The 13180-nt window shown below is 76.1% G+C and carries 14 protein-coding genes; 4 read left to right on the top strand and 10 right to left on the bottom strand.

What is annotated here, in order from left to right; all coding sequences use genetic code 11:
- Nucleotides 1–30 precede the first annotated feature (30 nt).
- Entirely contained in the window at nucleotides 31–1122 is a 1092-nt protein-coding gene (locus B9L22_RS04860) for a uroporphyrinogen-III synthase (RefSeq protein WP_086149681.1), read from the top strand.
- Nucleotides 1119–1913 (top strand): sirohydrochlorin chelatase, encoded by a 795-nt coding sequence (locus B9L22_RS04855; protein ID WP_086149395.1) that lies wholly within the window; start codon nucleotides 1119–1121, stop codon nucleotides 1911–1913. Before B9L22_RS04860 ends, B9L22_RS04855 begins: the two co-directional genes overlap by 4 nt.
- On the opposite strand, the gene B9L22_RS04850 is transcribed toward B9L22_RS04855, so the two are convergent.
- Nucleotides 1903–3420 carry an MFS transporter gene (locus tag B9L22_RS04850; protein ID WP_086149394.1) on the bottom strand — a complete coding sequence of 506 codons (1518 nt, stop codon included), beginning with the start codon at nucleotides 3418–3420 and terminating at the stop codon, nucleotides 1903–1905. The genes B9L22_RS04855 and B9L22_RS04850 overlap by 11 nt on opposite strands.
- Nucleotides 3417–4445 carry a zinc-binding dehydrogenase gene (locus B9L22_RS04845; RefSeq protein ID WP_086149393.1) on the bottom strand — a complete coding sequence of 343 codons (1029 nt, stop codon included), beginning with the start codon at nucleotides 4443–4445 and terminating at the stop codon, nucleotides 3417–3419. The genes B9L22_RS04850 and B9L22_RS04845 overlap by 4 nt, the downstream gene beginning before the upstream one ends.
- A gap of 173 nt (nucleotides 4446–4618) precedes the next feature.
- Here B9L22_RS04845 and soxR point away from each other — a divergent pair, with 173 nt between their 5' ends.
- Nucleotides 4619–5089 carry a redox-sensitive transcriptional activator SoxR gene (gene soxR, locus B9L22_RS04840; RefSeq protein WP_086149392.1) on the top strand — a complete coding sequence of 157 codons (471 nt, stop codon included), beginning with the start codon at nucleotides 4619–4621 and terminating at the stop codon, nucleotides 5087–5089.
- A gap of 76 nt (nucleotides 5090–5165) precedes the next feature.
- Here the strand turns inward: soxR and B9L22_RS04835 are convergent, their stop codons facing one another.
- The 8 genes from B9L22_RS04835 to B9L22_RS04800 form a co-directional block, all read right to left on the bottom strand.
- Entirely contained in the window at nucleotides 5166–5888 is a 723-nt protein-coding gene (locus tag B9L22_RS04835) for a GNAT family N-acetyltransferase (protein WP_086149391.1), read from the bottom strand.
- A 110-nt stretch (nucleotides 5889–5998) separates the two neighbouring features.
- Entirely contained in the window at nucleotides 5999–6634 is a 636-nt protein-coding gene (locus tag B9L22_RS04830) for a nitroreductase family protein (protein ID WP_086149390.1), read from the bottom strand.
- A gap of 168 nt (nucleotides 6635–6802) precedes the next feature.
- Nucleotides 6803–7849, bottom strand: coding sequence for a hypothetical protein (locus B9L22_RS04825; protein ID WP_143317074.1), 1047 nt, complete (start codon nucleotides 7847–7849; stop codon nucleotides 6803–6805).
- The gene (locus B9L22_RS04820) at nucleotides 7846–8931 is read right to left on the bottom strand and encodes a VWA domain-containing protein (RefSeq protein ID WP_086149388.1); all 1086 of its coding nucleotides are present in this window, start codon (nucleotides 8929–8931) and stop codon (nucleotides 7846–7848) included. Before B9L22_RS04820 ends, B9L22_RS04825 begins: the two co-directional genes overlap by 4 nt.
- Before the next feature lie 7 nt (nucleotides 8932–8938).
- Entirely contained in the window at nucleotides 8939–10033 is a 1095-nt protein-coding gene (locus B9L22_RS04815; protein ID WP_051876802.1) for a VWA domain-containing protein, read from the bottom strand.
- Nucleotides 10027–10530, bottom strand: a complete 504-nt coding sequence (locus B9L22_RS04810; protein ID WP_086149387.1) for a hypothetical protein — start codon at nucleotides 10528–10530, stop codon at nucleotides 10027–10029. The genes B9L22_RS04815 and B9L22_RS04810 overlap by 7 nt, the downstream gene beginning before the upstream one ends.
- Nucleotides 10517–11404, bottom strand: coding sequence for a DUF58 domain-containing protein (locus B9L22_RS04805; RefSeq protein ID WP_086149386.1), 888 nt, complete (start codon nucleotides 11402–11404; stop codon nucleotides 10517–10519). The genes B9L22_RS04810 and B9L22_RS04805 overlap by 14 nt, the downstream gene beginning before the upstream one ends.
- A gap of 32 nt (nucleotides 11405–11436) precedes the next feature.
- Nucleotides 11437–12435 carry a MoxR family ATPase gene (locus B9L22_RS04800; RefSeq protein WP_043659061.1) on the bottom strand — a complete coding sequence of 333 codons (999 nt, stop codon included), beginning with the start codon at nucleotides 12433–12435 and terminating at the stop codon, nucleotides 11437–11439.
- Between the two features lie 204 nt (nucleotides 12436–12639).
- On the opposite strand from B9L22_RS04800, the gene B9L22_RS04795 reads away from it, so the two are divergent.
- A complete protein-coding gene (locus B9L22_RS04795) occupies nucleotides 12640–13149 on the top strand; it encodes a PPOX class F420-dependent oxidoreductase (RefSeq protein ID WP_086149385.1) in 510 nt (169 codons plus the stop codon).
- The last annotated feature ends 31 nt before the right edge of the window (nucleotides 13150–13180 follow it).

Genomic DNA, 13180 nt, shown 5'->3' with positions numbered 1-13180 from the left:
GACGGGGAGCGCCCCGCCCTCGGCCAGGTCATGGCGGGCTGCACCGTGCTCGTCACGGCCGACCGCCGCAAGAGCGAGCTCGCCGCCGCCCTCCAGCGCCGGGGCGCCGAGGTCCGTCACGCGCCCGCGCTGAGCATGATCCCGCACGCCGACGACGAGCAGCTCCTCGCCGGGACGCGTGACCTCGTCGAGCGACCGCCGGACGTCGTCGTCGTGACGACCGGCATCGGTTTCCGGTCCTGGGTCGAGGCCGCGGACGCGCACGGCCTCGCCGACCGCCTGCTCGAGGTGCTCGCCGACGCGCGGATCGTCGCGCGCGGACCCAAGGCGCGCGGCGCGATCCAGGCCGCCGGGCTCACGGCCGACTGGGTCGCCGAGTCCGAGACGTCGGCCGAGATCGCCGACGTGCTGCTCGGCGAGGGCGTCGCCGGGCTGCGGATCGCCGTCCAGCACCACGGTGCCGGGGCCGACGGCCTCGACGTCGTGTTCGCCGAGGCGGGCGCCGAGGTCGCGAGCCTCGTCGTCTACCGCTGGGGGCCGCCGCCCGACCCCGAGGCGCTGCGCGCGTCGGTCGAGGCCGCAGCCGTCGGGGAGATCGACGCCGTGGTCTTCACCTCCGCGCCCGGCGCCGAGGCGTGGCTGAGCGCCGCCGAGGAGCACGGCGTGGGGCGGCTCGTCGTGTCCCGGTTCCAGGACGGGTCGATGGTCGCGGCCGCCGTCGGTCCCGTCACCGCGCGGCCGCTCGAGCACCGCGGCGTCACGCCGCTGCAGCCGGAGCGCGGACGCCTCGGCGCGCTCGTGCGGACGCTCGTCGCGCACTACGAGCAGGCCGAGACGATGGCCCTCGCGACCGTCGCCGGGACGCTCCAGATCCGCTCGCGCGTCGCCGTGCTCGACGGCGAGGTGCTGCCCCTGTCGCCCAGCAGCCTCGAGGTGCTGCGCCTCCTCGCCGCGCGCCGCGGCGAGGTCGTCACGCGCGACGACGTGCTCGACGTCCTGCCCGGTGACTCGCGCGACCCGCACGCGGCCGAGGTCGCGGTCGCGCGCCTGCGCGAGGCCATCGGTCGCCGGGACCTCGTCAAGACCGTCGTCAAGCGCGGATATCGATTGGAGCTCGCATGAGCCCGGACAGCCCCACCTCCCTCGACGCCGTCGCCGATGCTCCGGCCGGTCCGCGCGCCGCGGCGCCGGTGCTCGTCGGCTGCTCCCACGGCACGGACGACCTCGCGGGGCGCGCGGTGGTCCGCGCCCTCCTGGACGACGTGCGCGCCGCCCGCCCCGACCTCGACGTGCGCGAGGCGTTCGTGGACGTCCAGCAGCCCGAGGTGGCGGATGTCGTGACGGCCGTCGTCGCGCCGCCCGACGGCGGGGCGCCCGGCGACGCCGTGGTGGTGCCGCTCCTGCTCTCCGCCGGGTTCCACGTGAGCGTGGACGTCGCCGCGGCCGTCGAGGACCGCGGCCCCGGCACCGGGGCCGCCGCCGCGTCGGGGCCGCTCGGTCCCGACCCGCGCCTCGTGGACCTGCTCGCCGAGCGGCTCGCGGAGGCCGGGCTGCGCGACGGCGACGCCGTCGTGATCGCCGCCGCGGGGTCGAGCCGCCCGGGCGCCGCGCGCGACGTCGAGACGCTCGCCGCCGGGCTCCGCGAGCGCGTCCCCGGCCCGGTCTCCGTCGGCTACGGCGCCATGGCGACGCCCACGGTGCCCGACGCCGTCGCCGCCGCGCGCGCGGGTCTCGCCCCGGGCGGGCGGGTCGTCGTCGCGGCGTACCTCCTCGCGCCCGGCTTCTTCTACGACCGGGTGCTGGAGGCGGGCGCCGACGTCGTGACCGGCCCGCTCGCGCCCGACCCGCGGCTCACCGCGATCGTGCTCGACCGGTACGCCGACGCCGCCGCCGGGCTGCGCGCTACGCCCTGAGGACCGGGCGCGTGCGCGGTGCGAGGAGGGCGACGCCCGCCGCGAGCAGCACCGTGACCCCGAAGCACACGACGTACGACGCCAGGCCGAGCGTGGGGTGCAGTGCCCACAGGAGCGACCCGGTGACGGCGAGCGCGGTCGCGGCGGCGACGGCGTCGGACACCTGGAGCGCGGACGAGTTCGCGCCCTGCTCGGCGACGGGCGAGAGCTCGAGCGTGAGCACGGACAGCGTCGGGTGCGTCATGCCCATGCCGAGCCCGGCGAGGGTCCACGCGACCATCCCGACCACGGGCGGCACGGCGGTCCAGGCGAGCAGCGCGGCGCCGCCGATCCCGAGCGCGACGAGCGTCCCGCCGAGGCGCACGTAGCCCGCGTGCTGGAGACCCCAGGTCGCCCGGCCGCGGAGCCACGACCCCGTCGACCAGCCGACGGCGCCGAACGTGAGCACGGCGCCCGCGAGCGACGGCGAGAGACCGCGCTCGTGCGACAGCAGGAGCGGGAGCAGCACCTCGGCGCCGGTGAACGCGGCCGCGACGAGGCCGCGGATCGCGATGACGCTCGGCAGGCCGCGGGCCGCGCGGGTCGTGCCGCGGGGGAGCAGGCGCGGGACGGCGAGCGCGACGGCCGCGAGCGACGCGACGAGCAGGGCCGCGAGCCCGACCCCGCGCAGCTGGCCCGCGTAGTTGAGCGCCCCGATGCCGACGGCGGCGACGACGGCCCAGGTGAGCGACGCCTGGCGCGCGGTCCGGTCGAGCGGCGACTCGGCGTCGTCGGGCCGGTCCCCGGACTGCGGGGTGGACGCCGGGGCGGGCTCGGGGGCCGAGCCGCGGGCGGCGCGCATCCCCGGGCGCATGAGGAACAGCGCGGGCACCGCGAGGACCGGGACGGCGAGGAACACCCAGCGCCACCCGACGTGCTCGACCACGAGCCCCGCGATGGCGGGCCCGACGATCGACGGGATCACCCAGGCCGCCGCGAACGCCGCGAAGACCTTCGGACGCCGGTCGGTGGGGAAGACGCGCGCGACGAGCACGTACAGCGCGACGATGTACAGGCCCGTCCCGACACCCTGGAGCACGCGGCCCGCCACGAGCACGAGCATGTCCTGCGCGAGCCCGGCGACGAGCAGCCCGGCGAGGAAGAGCCCGATGCCGGTCCACAGCGGGGTGGTCGGGCCGGCGCGGTCGCTCCAGCGGCCGGACGCCACCATCCCGACGACGCTCGACGCGAGCGACGCGGCGAACGCGAGCGTGTACAGCGTGAGCCCGTCGAGCTCGACGGCGACCGTCGGCATGGCGGTCGCGACGGCGAGCGCCTCGAACGCGCCGAGGAACACGAACGCGACCATGCCGAACAGCACCGTGCGCTGCGTCCCGGGCGAGAGCGTGCCCGCGTCGGTGGGACCGGTCGCGGGCACGCCGACGTCTCCTGTGCCGGCCTCGCCCGCGCCGGGCGCGGGGGAGCCGTACGCCGGCGCGTCGGCGTCGGTGCGGGGGTCCGCCGTCATACGAGAACGACCTTTCCGGTGGTGGCGCGCGCTTCGAGCTCGCGGTGGGCGCGCGCGGCCTCCGCGAGGGGGATCTGGTGCGTGACGACCCGCCACGTCCCGTCCGCCGCGAGCGCGAGCGCGCGCTCCTGCAGCGCGGACAGGTCTCCCCAGGGTCGGGCCCGGGGTCCCACCGCCCACCGTACGTCCGGCGTGCCGCCGTCGGCCCCTGTTTTGCCGCCCGGGTGGTCGACGTCACCGGCCCGGTTCGGCGCCCCCGACGCCCAGCCGTAGAGCACGAGGCGACCGGTCGGCGCGACGAGGCTCGCGGCGTCGGTGCCCGCGTCGCCGCCGACGCCGTCGAGGAGCACGGTCGCGCCCTCCGGGGCGTGCTGCCCGACGGCGGTCCGCGCCTCGTCGAGCCAGCCGTCGGCCCGGTAGTCGACGGCGGCGAGGCGGTCCTCCTGCGCCTCCCCGGCGAGCGACCGCACGAGGGCGACCTTCTCGGGGCCGCCGGCGAGCGCGACGACGCGGGCTCCCACCGCGAGCGCGCTCTGCACGAGCAGCGTGCCGAGCCCCCCGGCCGCGGCGGTGACGACGACGGTGTCCGTCGCGGCGAGCTCCGCGAGGTCGAGGATGCCGACGGCGGTCCGACCGGTGCCGATCATGGCCAGCGCGTCGGGCGCGGTGACGTGGTCGGGGATGCGGTGCAGCGCCTCGACGGGCACGACGGCCAGGCGGGCGTACCCGCCGCCGTCGGGCGTGGCGCCGAGGTGGGCCGCGACGCGTCGCCCGCGCCACGCGGCGTCGACGCCCGGCCCGACGACGTCCACCACCCCGGCGACCTCGCGCCCGGGGACCGTGGGCAGGGCGGGCAGCGAGAGCGGTCCCGCGACCTCGCCGCGGCGCAACGTCGTGTCGAGCAGGTGGACGCCGTGCGCACGCACGGCGACGCGTACCTGGCCGGGGCCGGGGACCGGGTCGGGGACCTGGTCCAGCACGAGGTTCTCGGGTGGTCCGAACGCGTGCAGGCGGATGGCGTCCACGGGTGCTCCTCGGGGTCGGGATCGGGGTCGTGCCAGGGGTCGTGCGGCCTCGCGGCCGCGCCGCCCTGCTAGTCTCGAACCTCAACAATTGTTCAGGTCAAGTACCCGTGCCGACGGGCGGCCGGCCGTGCCCGCCGCGTCGCCGCCGCACCCGTCCGCCTGGAGGAACCGCCGTGCCCGACACCGCCCCGTCCCCGAGCGACGAGCTCACCGTCGGCCAGCTCGCGGCGCGCAGCGGCGTCGCCGTGTCCGCGCTGCACTTCTACGAGCGCGAGGGGCTCATCACGAGCCGTCGGACGCCCGGCAACCAGCGGCGCTTCACGCGCGAGACGCTGCGCCGCGTCGCGTTCGTGCGCGCGTCGCAGCGCGTCGGCATCCCGCTCGCCCGCATCCGCGCCGCACTCGCGACGCTCCCCGGCGACCGCACGCCCACGGCCAAGGACTGGCACCGGCTCTCGGCCGGGTGGCACGCCGACCTCGACGCGCGCATCGAGCAGCTCACGCGCCTGCGCGACCACCTCACGGACTGCATCGGCTGCGGGTGCCTCTCGCTGCGCCGGTGCATCCTCGTCAACCCCGACGACGCGCTCGCCGACGAGGGCCCCGGCCCCCGCACGCTGCTCGTCGAGGGGATCGAGGACTGAGCCGCACGGCGCCGAGCGTCCGATCGGCCGCGGGGCCGCGTGGCAGGAGCGGGGGGCGGGCCCGGCGACGAGGCCGTCAGCCCGGCGCGCGCAGCGAGCCGAACGTCGGACGGTGGCGCAGGGCGAACCCGAGCCGCTCGTAGACGCCGATCGCGCCGACGTTCTGCGCCGCGGCGTGCAGGAACGCGCGGTCGCCCCGCTCCTGGACGTGGAACGCGACGTCGCGCACCAGACGCGAGGCGAGGCCGCGCCCACGGTGGTTCGGGTCGGTCGTCACGGCGCTGATCTCGGTCCACCCCGCGGGCCGCAGGCGCTCGCCCGCCATGGCGACGAGGCGCCCGTCGCCGTCGCGGAACCCGACGTACCGGCCGAGGAGGCAGGTCCGCGCCTCGAAAGGACCCGGTCGGCTGCGCTCGACGAGCGCGAGCATCTCCGGGACGTCGTCCGCGCCGAGCACGACCGCCTCCGGGTCGGGTCGGGTGACGAGGCGCTCGGTCTCGACGAGCTGGACGCCCTCGACGCGGGCCTCGACGGTCCAGCCGTGCGGCGGCTCGACCCCGACCGGCGGCGCCGAGAAGTGCCCGCCCGGGCCGACGAGCGCGGCGATCGCGTCCCACACGCCCGGGTCGGTCCACGAGCGCACGCCCGTGATCGGGGAGACGTCGGCCGGGTAGCGTCGCGCCAGGTCGTCGCCCTCGGCGAGGTGCGCGTGCGCGCCGGTGAGCGCGCTCCACGACGGGTTGTCCAGGACCGGGTCGTCGACGCCGGTGGCGCCGGGCCCCGTGCTCGTCGCGGTCATGCTGCTCCTCCTCGCCCGGTCGCCCGGGTGCCGTGCCGTCGTCGCGGCCGTCCGGCCGTGCGTCTCCTCCGTGGCGAACGCGTCCGGGCGGTCGCCTCTTCCCGGCGCGCTCAGCCGTGCCACCGGTCCCGGTGCACGACCTCCGCGAGCGGGCGCCGCCGCGGCTCGGACCAGCGGCCCCGGGTCGGGTACCCGAGGGGGAGCAGGCCCATCGTCAGCGCGTCGTCGGGCAGGCCGAGCAGCGCGGCGACGTCGCCCTCGCGGACGGTGTGGAAGGTCGTGAGCGTCGTCCCGATCCCGTAGGCCCGGGCCGCGAGGACGAGGTTCTGCACCGCGCCGTAGATCGAGGCCCCGAGGCGGGGGTCGGTCGAGCGCGCCGCGTCCCGCAGCACCGGCACGACCCACACCGGAGCCTCCTCGAGGTGCAGCGCCAGGTGCTCGACGGCGCGGAAGCCCGCCTCGCTCACGCCGGCGTCGTCGGTCGCGGCACCGAGGACGGCATCGCGGCGGTCCCCGTACGCCGCGCGCCACCCCTCGCGGTACCAGGCGGCGATCTGGGCCTTCGTCGCGGGGTCCCGCACGACGACCCACCCCCACCGCTGCCGGTTGCCCCCGCTCGGTCCGCGGACCGCGGCGTCGAGGATCGCGTCGAGCACGTCGTCGGGCACCAGGTCGGGCGAGAGGTAGCGGCGCGACGGCGTCGAGTGGAGCGCGCGCAGGACGGGCAGGTCCTCGGGTGTGGTCACGGTCGCCGAGGGTACGGGCGGGCGACCGGCGCGTCCTCGGGTCGTGCCCGTCGTCTCGCTGGCTGGGCACCCCTGCGACACGTCCTGCTCCACCGGCCGGCGTGGAGAGCAGGCGGTCGCCGGAGCGGCCGGCGGGCCACGGCGGATCGGCCGCGGCGCAGCCGGGGCTCACCAGTTCTTGGTGCCGCCCCCGCTGCTGTCGCCCGGGTCGCTGCCGGTGCCCGGCTGGTCCCCGTAGAGGTCGCGGTACTCCTGCTCGAGGCGCTCCTGCTCGTCGCGCGCCTCGGAGCCCTGCTGCTCGAGCTGCTCCTGGCGCTGCTGCTCCTCGCGCTCGGCCTGGCTCTGCTGGTCCTCGCCCTGCGCACCGTCCCCGCCCGAGGCGTCCGACTGCTCGTCGCCCTCGGAGCCGTCGCCCTCGCCCTCCGAGGTGTCGCCACCGTCCTGGTTCTCGGGCTGCGCGTCCTGCGCCTCCTGCTGCTTGTCCTGGAGACGCTGCTGCGCGGCCGCGTCCTGCTCCTGCTGCTCGGGGGTCTGCTCGGACTCCCCGCAGTCGGGCCAGCCGCGGATCTGCTCGGCCGTCGCGTACTCCTGCTCGGCGTACTCGTACCAGTCCTGGACGTCCTGGCGCAGCTTCGCCGGGTCGGGCTCGGTGCCGTCCCCGTACGGGTCGAGCACCTCCTCGTCGTACGGCAGACCCGCATCGCGGGCGGCGATCGCCTCCTCGACGAGGGCGAGCTCCGCCGCCTTGCGGTCGGCGTAGGCCATGTCGCCGTCGCCCTGGATCTCGTACGTCAGCGACAGGTTCGTCTGGATCATGCACCGTTCCTCGGGAGACGCGTTCTCCGCGAGGTCGTAGGCGCGGTCGAGCGACCGGATCGCGTCGTACAGCGACCACGAGTCCTCGGTCCGCGCGAGCGCCGTCCCGTGGTTGTAGTGGGCCTTCCACGGCTCGACGAAGTTGAGCGTCCGCTGGAGGCCGTAGGTGCTCGCCGCGCCCTCGGTGTCACCGGCGTCGTAGCGGTCCTTCGCGAGCGAGGCGACCGGGGCGCGCAGGGCGAGCGTGAACCCCAGCACGAGGAGCACGAGCACGACGGGCAGGGTCCCGAGGAGCCACCACCGGCGCCGCCGCAGCCGCGCCGCACGCAGGGCGGCCGCGCCGGTGGGCCGGGGCGCGCGGGCGCCGGGCGGGGGTGCCGGGGGAGGGGTCCAGGTCATCGGCGCACCTCCGCCCGGTCGCGTGCCGTCGGGCGGACGAGCGAGCGGCTCGCCGAGCGCGCCCAGAACCATGCCTCGACCCCGAGCAGCGTCACGAGCGCGAGGGCGAACGGCCACACGACCGGCCGGTACGCCGTGACGTCGCGGCGTCCGTCCGCCGCCACCTGCTGCGGGTCGACGCCCGCGACGAGCGACGCCGTCTCCGACGGCTCCTGCCGGTGCACGTACGGCACGCCGAGCTGGTCGGCGAGCGCCGTGAGCGTCGCCTCGTCCAGCACGGACAGCGCCTCGACGGGCTCGCCGCCGTCGCTCGGCTTCGACCAGTCGACGAGGTACTCCGCGTCCTCGGGGTCCACGTCCGGGTCGTACTCCTTCATGCGGCCTCCCTCGGCGGTCCCGTAGCCCAGCACCGCGCCGCCGTCGACGAGCGGCGCGAGGTCGGCGAACGACCGCGGCTCGCCCTCCGCCGTCTGCTCGCCGTCGGTGAGGAAGAAGACGAGCCGCACGTTGGCCGGGTGCTGCTCCGCCGAGCCCTCGAGCGCGGACCGCAGCTCGTCGAGCGGCCGGTCCGTGAGGGAGCCCTGCGAGTACCGCGTGATCTCGCGGTGGAACGTGTCGGCCCAGGAGGTGATCGCGCGCGCGTCCGTCGTCAGCGGCAGCTGGCGCGACGCCTGCGAGTCGAACGAGATGATCGAGTACCGCGCCCCGGGGATAGCCTCGGTGAGGCTCGTGATGTCGTGCCGCACGCCGTCGAGGCGCTCCTGGCCGCCCTCGGGCCCGTAGTCCTCGGCCGCCATCGACCCCGTGCGGTCGACGACGAAGAACATGTCGACGTTCGCGACCGACGTGTCGCGGTCCGTCGACGCGACCGAGGGGCCGATCCCGATGACCCCGAGCAGCACGACCGCCCCGGCCCGTCGCACCCAGGCCGCGCGCGGGGCGCCCGGGCGCGGGGCGCCGTCGGGCCCCGGACGCCCGGCCACGACCGCCTGCCACCCGGCGAGGCCGAGCAGCGGCAGCACGAGCAGCGCCAGCGCCCACAGGGGCACGAGCGGCTGGAACGTGAGTCCGGCGAGGTTCATCGGCGCGTCACTCCTTCACCCGCCACGCGACGACGAGCAGCAGCGCGACGCCGAGGACCGCGACGAGGAACCAGCCCGCGGGCCGGTCCGTGACGACCACCTCGGGGGACGCGTCGAGCTCGACGGCCTGCTGCGCGACGACGTCGTCGACCATGCCCTGCACCGCGGCCGGGTCGTCCGCGAGGAAGTACAGGCCGCCGCCCGACTCGACGGTCTCGCGGTACTCGGTCTCCTCGGGCGTTCCCTCGTAGCGCTGGGACCCGCCGAAGATGCCGTGCAGCGTGATGTCGCGCGACGCGACGAGGTCCGCCGCCTGCGGGAGCGTGTAGATCGGCTCGCCGGAGACGTAGTTGTCCGTCGCCAGGATGATCGAGCGCGAGCGCTCGGTGTCCTCCGCGTCGAACTGGAGCGCGCAGCTCGCGAGCCCGTCGCCGATGAGGCTCGCGCCCGAGAGGTTCGCCGTCGTGCCCGCCGTGAACTGCGCGTACTCGAGGATCTCCGCGTCGTCGGTGCCGCCCGTGTAGTCGAACGTCGCCGGGTCCTGGTCGAGCGCGGCGATCCCGGCCTGGAGCTCCTCCTGGACGAGCGTGTAGTCGTCCGTGAGCGGGAAGACCGTGCGCGACGACGAGTTGAAGATCGACAGCGCGATCCGCTCGCCCTCGAAGTTGTCCACGAGCTCCTGGAACACCTTGAGCACCGCGCCGTCGTACTCGATCATCGAGCCCGACACGTCGAGGCACAGCACGATGTCGCGCGTGCCGAGGCGGTCGACGACGACGTCCGTCTCCACCGGGCGGGCCGCGACCGCGCCCGCCCCGACGACCGCCACGAGCAGCCCCGCCGCGGTGAGGCCCTGCAGCACGCGGTAGCGGCGCACCCACGCGGCGAACGCCGGGACGCGCGCGAGGTAGTCGGAGTTCGCGACCCAGAGCACGCCCGCGTCCGCGTCGCGCGACCGGCGGCGCCGCGCGAGCCACCACGCCACCGCCGCCGCCGCGAGCACCGCGACGACGAGGACGACCCACAGCCACGGCCACAGGATCGACGGGCCCTGCGGCCCGGGGACGACGGCGGTGCTCGCCGCGACGGGACGCGTCACCATCCGCGCACCACCGCCCGGGCGCGGTCGATCGAGTCCTCGCCGTCCGTCGAGCGCGCCGCCGGGTCGTTGTCGTGGTCCGCGAACGACGGCCGGTAGTAGCGCGCGATGAGCTGCGTGAGGCGGCCCGCCTCGGCGAGCTGCTGGATCTCCGAGAGCGTCATGGACGACGCGTCCTGGCCGAGCCGCCCGGTCGCGAAGCCGCGCATCTCCGCCGAGAGGGCGAGGTGCAGGGTGCGCTCGTCGAGCTCGCCCGCGCGGAATCGCTCGGCGACGGCGTCGAGGCGCCGCTCGTACTCCGCCCGCAGCGACGCGTACGGGTCGTGCGGGCCCGCGGGGAGCAGCGGCGCGGGGCGCGGGGCGTTCTTCTCCTCCGCGCTCGCGCGCGTCAGCCAGATCACGAGGAACACGACCGCGGCGGCGGCGAGGACCAGGACGATCCCCAGGGCCGTCCACCACCCCGAGTAGCCGACGGGGTCGACGAGCTCATCGACGGGCACGCTTCTGCCTCCCCAGGAGCTCGACGAACCGCTGCAGCACGTCGTCGGACCCCTCGACGAGCACGCCCTCGACCTGGAGGCCGCGCAGCCGCTCGGCCACCTCGGCGCGGCGCGCGGCCAGCGCCTCGGCGGCGGGCGCCGCGAGCGCGGCCCGGCCGCGCAGGAACGGCGGCAGGCGCAGCGTGCCGTCGACGTCGGCCACCTCCCCGGTCCCGGCGCCCACCGGCGAGAGGTCCGCGACCTGCACGACCATCACCTCGTGGCGCACGCGCAGCGAGCGCAGCAGCTGCTCGTGCTCGGCCGCCGGGCGGGCCTCGTCGGTGACGACGACCACGAGAGAGCGGCGCCGGAACGCCGTCTGTGCGCGGTCGAGCGGACGGGACAGGTCGCTCCCGGGGGCGTCCGGGCGCCACAGCCCCTCCACGGTGCGCAGCAGCACCTCGAGGTCGCGCGTGCTCGCGCGCGGCGGGAGCTGGACCAGGCGCTCGGCGTCGCCCGCGACGAGCGCGACGCGGTCGCCCCGGTCGCGCGCGAGATACGCGACGAGCGCGCAGCAGAAGCTCGCGATCTCCGCCTTCGTCTCCCCGCTCGGCGCCGTCGCGCCCATGGTGCGCCCCGTGTCCACGACGAGCACGAGGTTGAGGTTCGACTCGCGCACGAACCGGCGGATGATCGGCAGCCCGGCGCGCGCCGAGGACTTCCAGTCGATGTCGCCGACGTCCTCGCCCGGCGCGTACAGGTGCAGGTCGTCGAAGTCCTGCCCGTGCCCCTTGAACACCGAGCGGTGCCGGCCCTCGAGCAGGCCGGACGCCCGGCGCGCGACCGGCAGGTCGAGCCGGGCCCGGACCTGGGCTAGACGGGAGACGTCGGGCACGTGGTGCTCTCTCGGGACGGTGGGCGGACCGGTCAGGGCGTGGGGACGGCGTCGAACACCGCGTCCACGAGCTGCTCCGGCGGCACGTTGTTGGCGAGCGCGTCGAACGTGCGCACGAGGCGGTGGCGCAGCACCGAGTACCGCACCGCCTTGATGTCGTCCGGGATGACGTACGCCCGGCCCGCGAGGATCGCGAGCGCCTGGCCCACGCGCATGAGCGCGATGCCGCCGCGCGGCGACGCGCCCACGCGCACGTGGCGCTCCAGGCCCGGCACCGGGCGGGGACCCGAGAACCGCGTCGTGTTGATGAGGTCGACGACGTAGCGCTTGATCGAGTCGTCCACGTACACGTCGTCGACGAGACCGCGCAGGAAGCGCACGTCGTCGAGCGAGATCGGCTGCGCCGTGAGGGGGCGCGTCATCTGCCCGGTCGCGATGCGCTGGAGGATCTCGAGCTCCTGCGGCGGCGTCGGGTACGTGAGCACCTCCTTCATGAGGAAGCGGTCCATCTGGGCCTCGGGGAGCACGTACGTGCCCTCCTCCTCGATGGGGTTCTGCGTCGCGAGCACCATGAACGGGTCGGGGAGCGCGTAGTTCTCGCCGCCGATCGACGTCTGCTTCTCCTGCATCGCCTCGAGCATCGCCGACTGCGTCTTGGCCGACGAGCGGTTGATCTCGTCGAGCAGGACGACGTTCGCGTGCACCGGGCCGAGCTGGGTCGTGAACTGGCCGGTCGCGTAGTTGAAGATCTGCGTGCCGACGATGTCGTTCGGCATGAGGTCCGGCGTGCACTGGATGCGGTGGAACGAGCCGTCGACCGCCGCGGCGAGCGTCTGCGCCGCGGTCGTCTTGGCGAGGCCCGGGACCGACTCGAGCAGGATGTGCCCGCCCGCGAGCAGCGTGCTCACGAGCGCGGTGCGCAGGGCCTCCTGCCCGACGACGCGCTGGTCGAAGACCTGGCCGACGCGCTTGAGCAGGTGGCTCGCGCGGTCGAGGTCCTGCGTCGAGATGCTGCCGTGCCCTGCGGCCATCGGTCGTCCTCCGGGTGGTGCGGGTGGTGTGGTCCCGTGCGCGGCCGGAGGGCGGACGGAGCCTCGCGAGCCCCCGGCGAACCCGGCCCAGTATGCCAGCGCGGACCCCGCCGGACCGGGCGTCGTCCACAGGTCCGGGTGGGGAGAGGTCCCCACGTGCGGTGCGCCGGGAATGCCCCGCGGGCCTGCGACGGTTGCCCCGGCATGAGCACCGACGCCCGCGACATCTCCCGTGACACCGCCCGCGACGCCCCCGGCCGCGCGCCGCGCGCCCCGCTCGGGGACCCCGCGCTCCTCGACCTCGTCGCCGCGCGCCGCCAGGGTGTCCTCGCGACCGTGAAGAAGGACGGGCGGCCCCAGCTCTCCAACGTGCTCTACGTCTGGGACCCGGAGGACGGGCTCGCGCGCGTCTCCGTCACCGCCGACCGCGCGAAGACCCGCAACGCGGCGCGCGACCCCCGTGTCTCGCTGCACGTGAGCGCGGAGGACTTCGCGGGCTACGCCGTCGTCGAGGGCGACGCCGAGCTGAGCGCCGTCGCGCTCGACCCCCACGACGCCGCCGCCGACGAGCTCGTCGCGACCTACCGCGCGGCCACCGGGGGCGAGCACCCGGACTGGGAGGAGTTCCGGCGCGCCATGGTCGCGGACCGCCGCCAGGTGCTGCGCGTGCGCGCGACGAAGGTCTACGGGATGGCCCGCCTCTCCCGGCCCTGAGCCGTGACCGGAGGGGCCCGCGCGGTCGATA

Source organism: Cellulosimicrobium sp. KWT-B, assembly GCF_002127155.1.
GTDB classification, from domain to species: Bacteria; Actinomycetota; Actinomycetes; order Actinomycetales; family Cellulomonadaceae; genus Cellulosimicrobium; species Cellulosimicrobium funkei.
This window is presented reverse-complemented; position numbering and strand designations above follow the sequence as displayed.

Bases quoted from the DNA above. Each gene is read 5' to 3' on its own strand.
- B9L22_RS04860 (WP_086149681.1), top strand. From the start codon at position 31: ATGGCGGGCTGCACCGTGCTCGTCACGGCCGACCGCCGCAAGAGCGAG.
- B9L22_RS04855 (WP_086149395.1), top strand. From the start codon at position 1,119: ATGAGCCCGGACAGCCCCACCTCCCTCGACGCCGTCGCCGATGCTCCG.
- B9L22_RS04850 (WP_086149394.1), bottom strand. From the start codon at position 3,420: ATGACGGCGGACCCCCGCACCGACGCCGACGCGCCGGCGTACGGCTCC.
- B9L22_RS04835 (WP_086149391.1), bottom strand. From the start codon at position 5,888: ATGACCGCGACGAGCACGGGGCCCGGCGCCACCGGCGTCGACGACCCG.
- B9L22_RS04825 (WP_143317074.1), bottom strand. From the start codon at position 7,849: ATGACCTGGACCCCTCCCCCGGCACCCCCGCCCGGCGCCCGCGCGCCC.
- B9L22_RS04820 (WP_086149388.1), bottom strand. From the start codon at position 8,931: ATGAACCTCGCCGGACTCACGTTCCAGCCGCTCGTGCCCCTGTGGGCG.
- B9L22_RS04815 (WP_051876802.1), bottom strand. From the start codon at position 10,033: ATGGTGACGCGTCCCGTCGCGGCGAGCACCGCCGTCGTCCCCGGGCCG.
- B9L22_RS04800 (WP_043659061.1), bottom strand. From the start codon at position 12,435: ATGGCCGCAGGGCACGGCAGCATCTCGACGCAGGACCTCGACCGCGCG.
- B9L22_RS04795 (WP_086149385.1), top strand. From the start codon at position 12,640: ATGAGCACCGACGCCCGCGACATCTCCCGTGACACCGCCCGCGACGCC.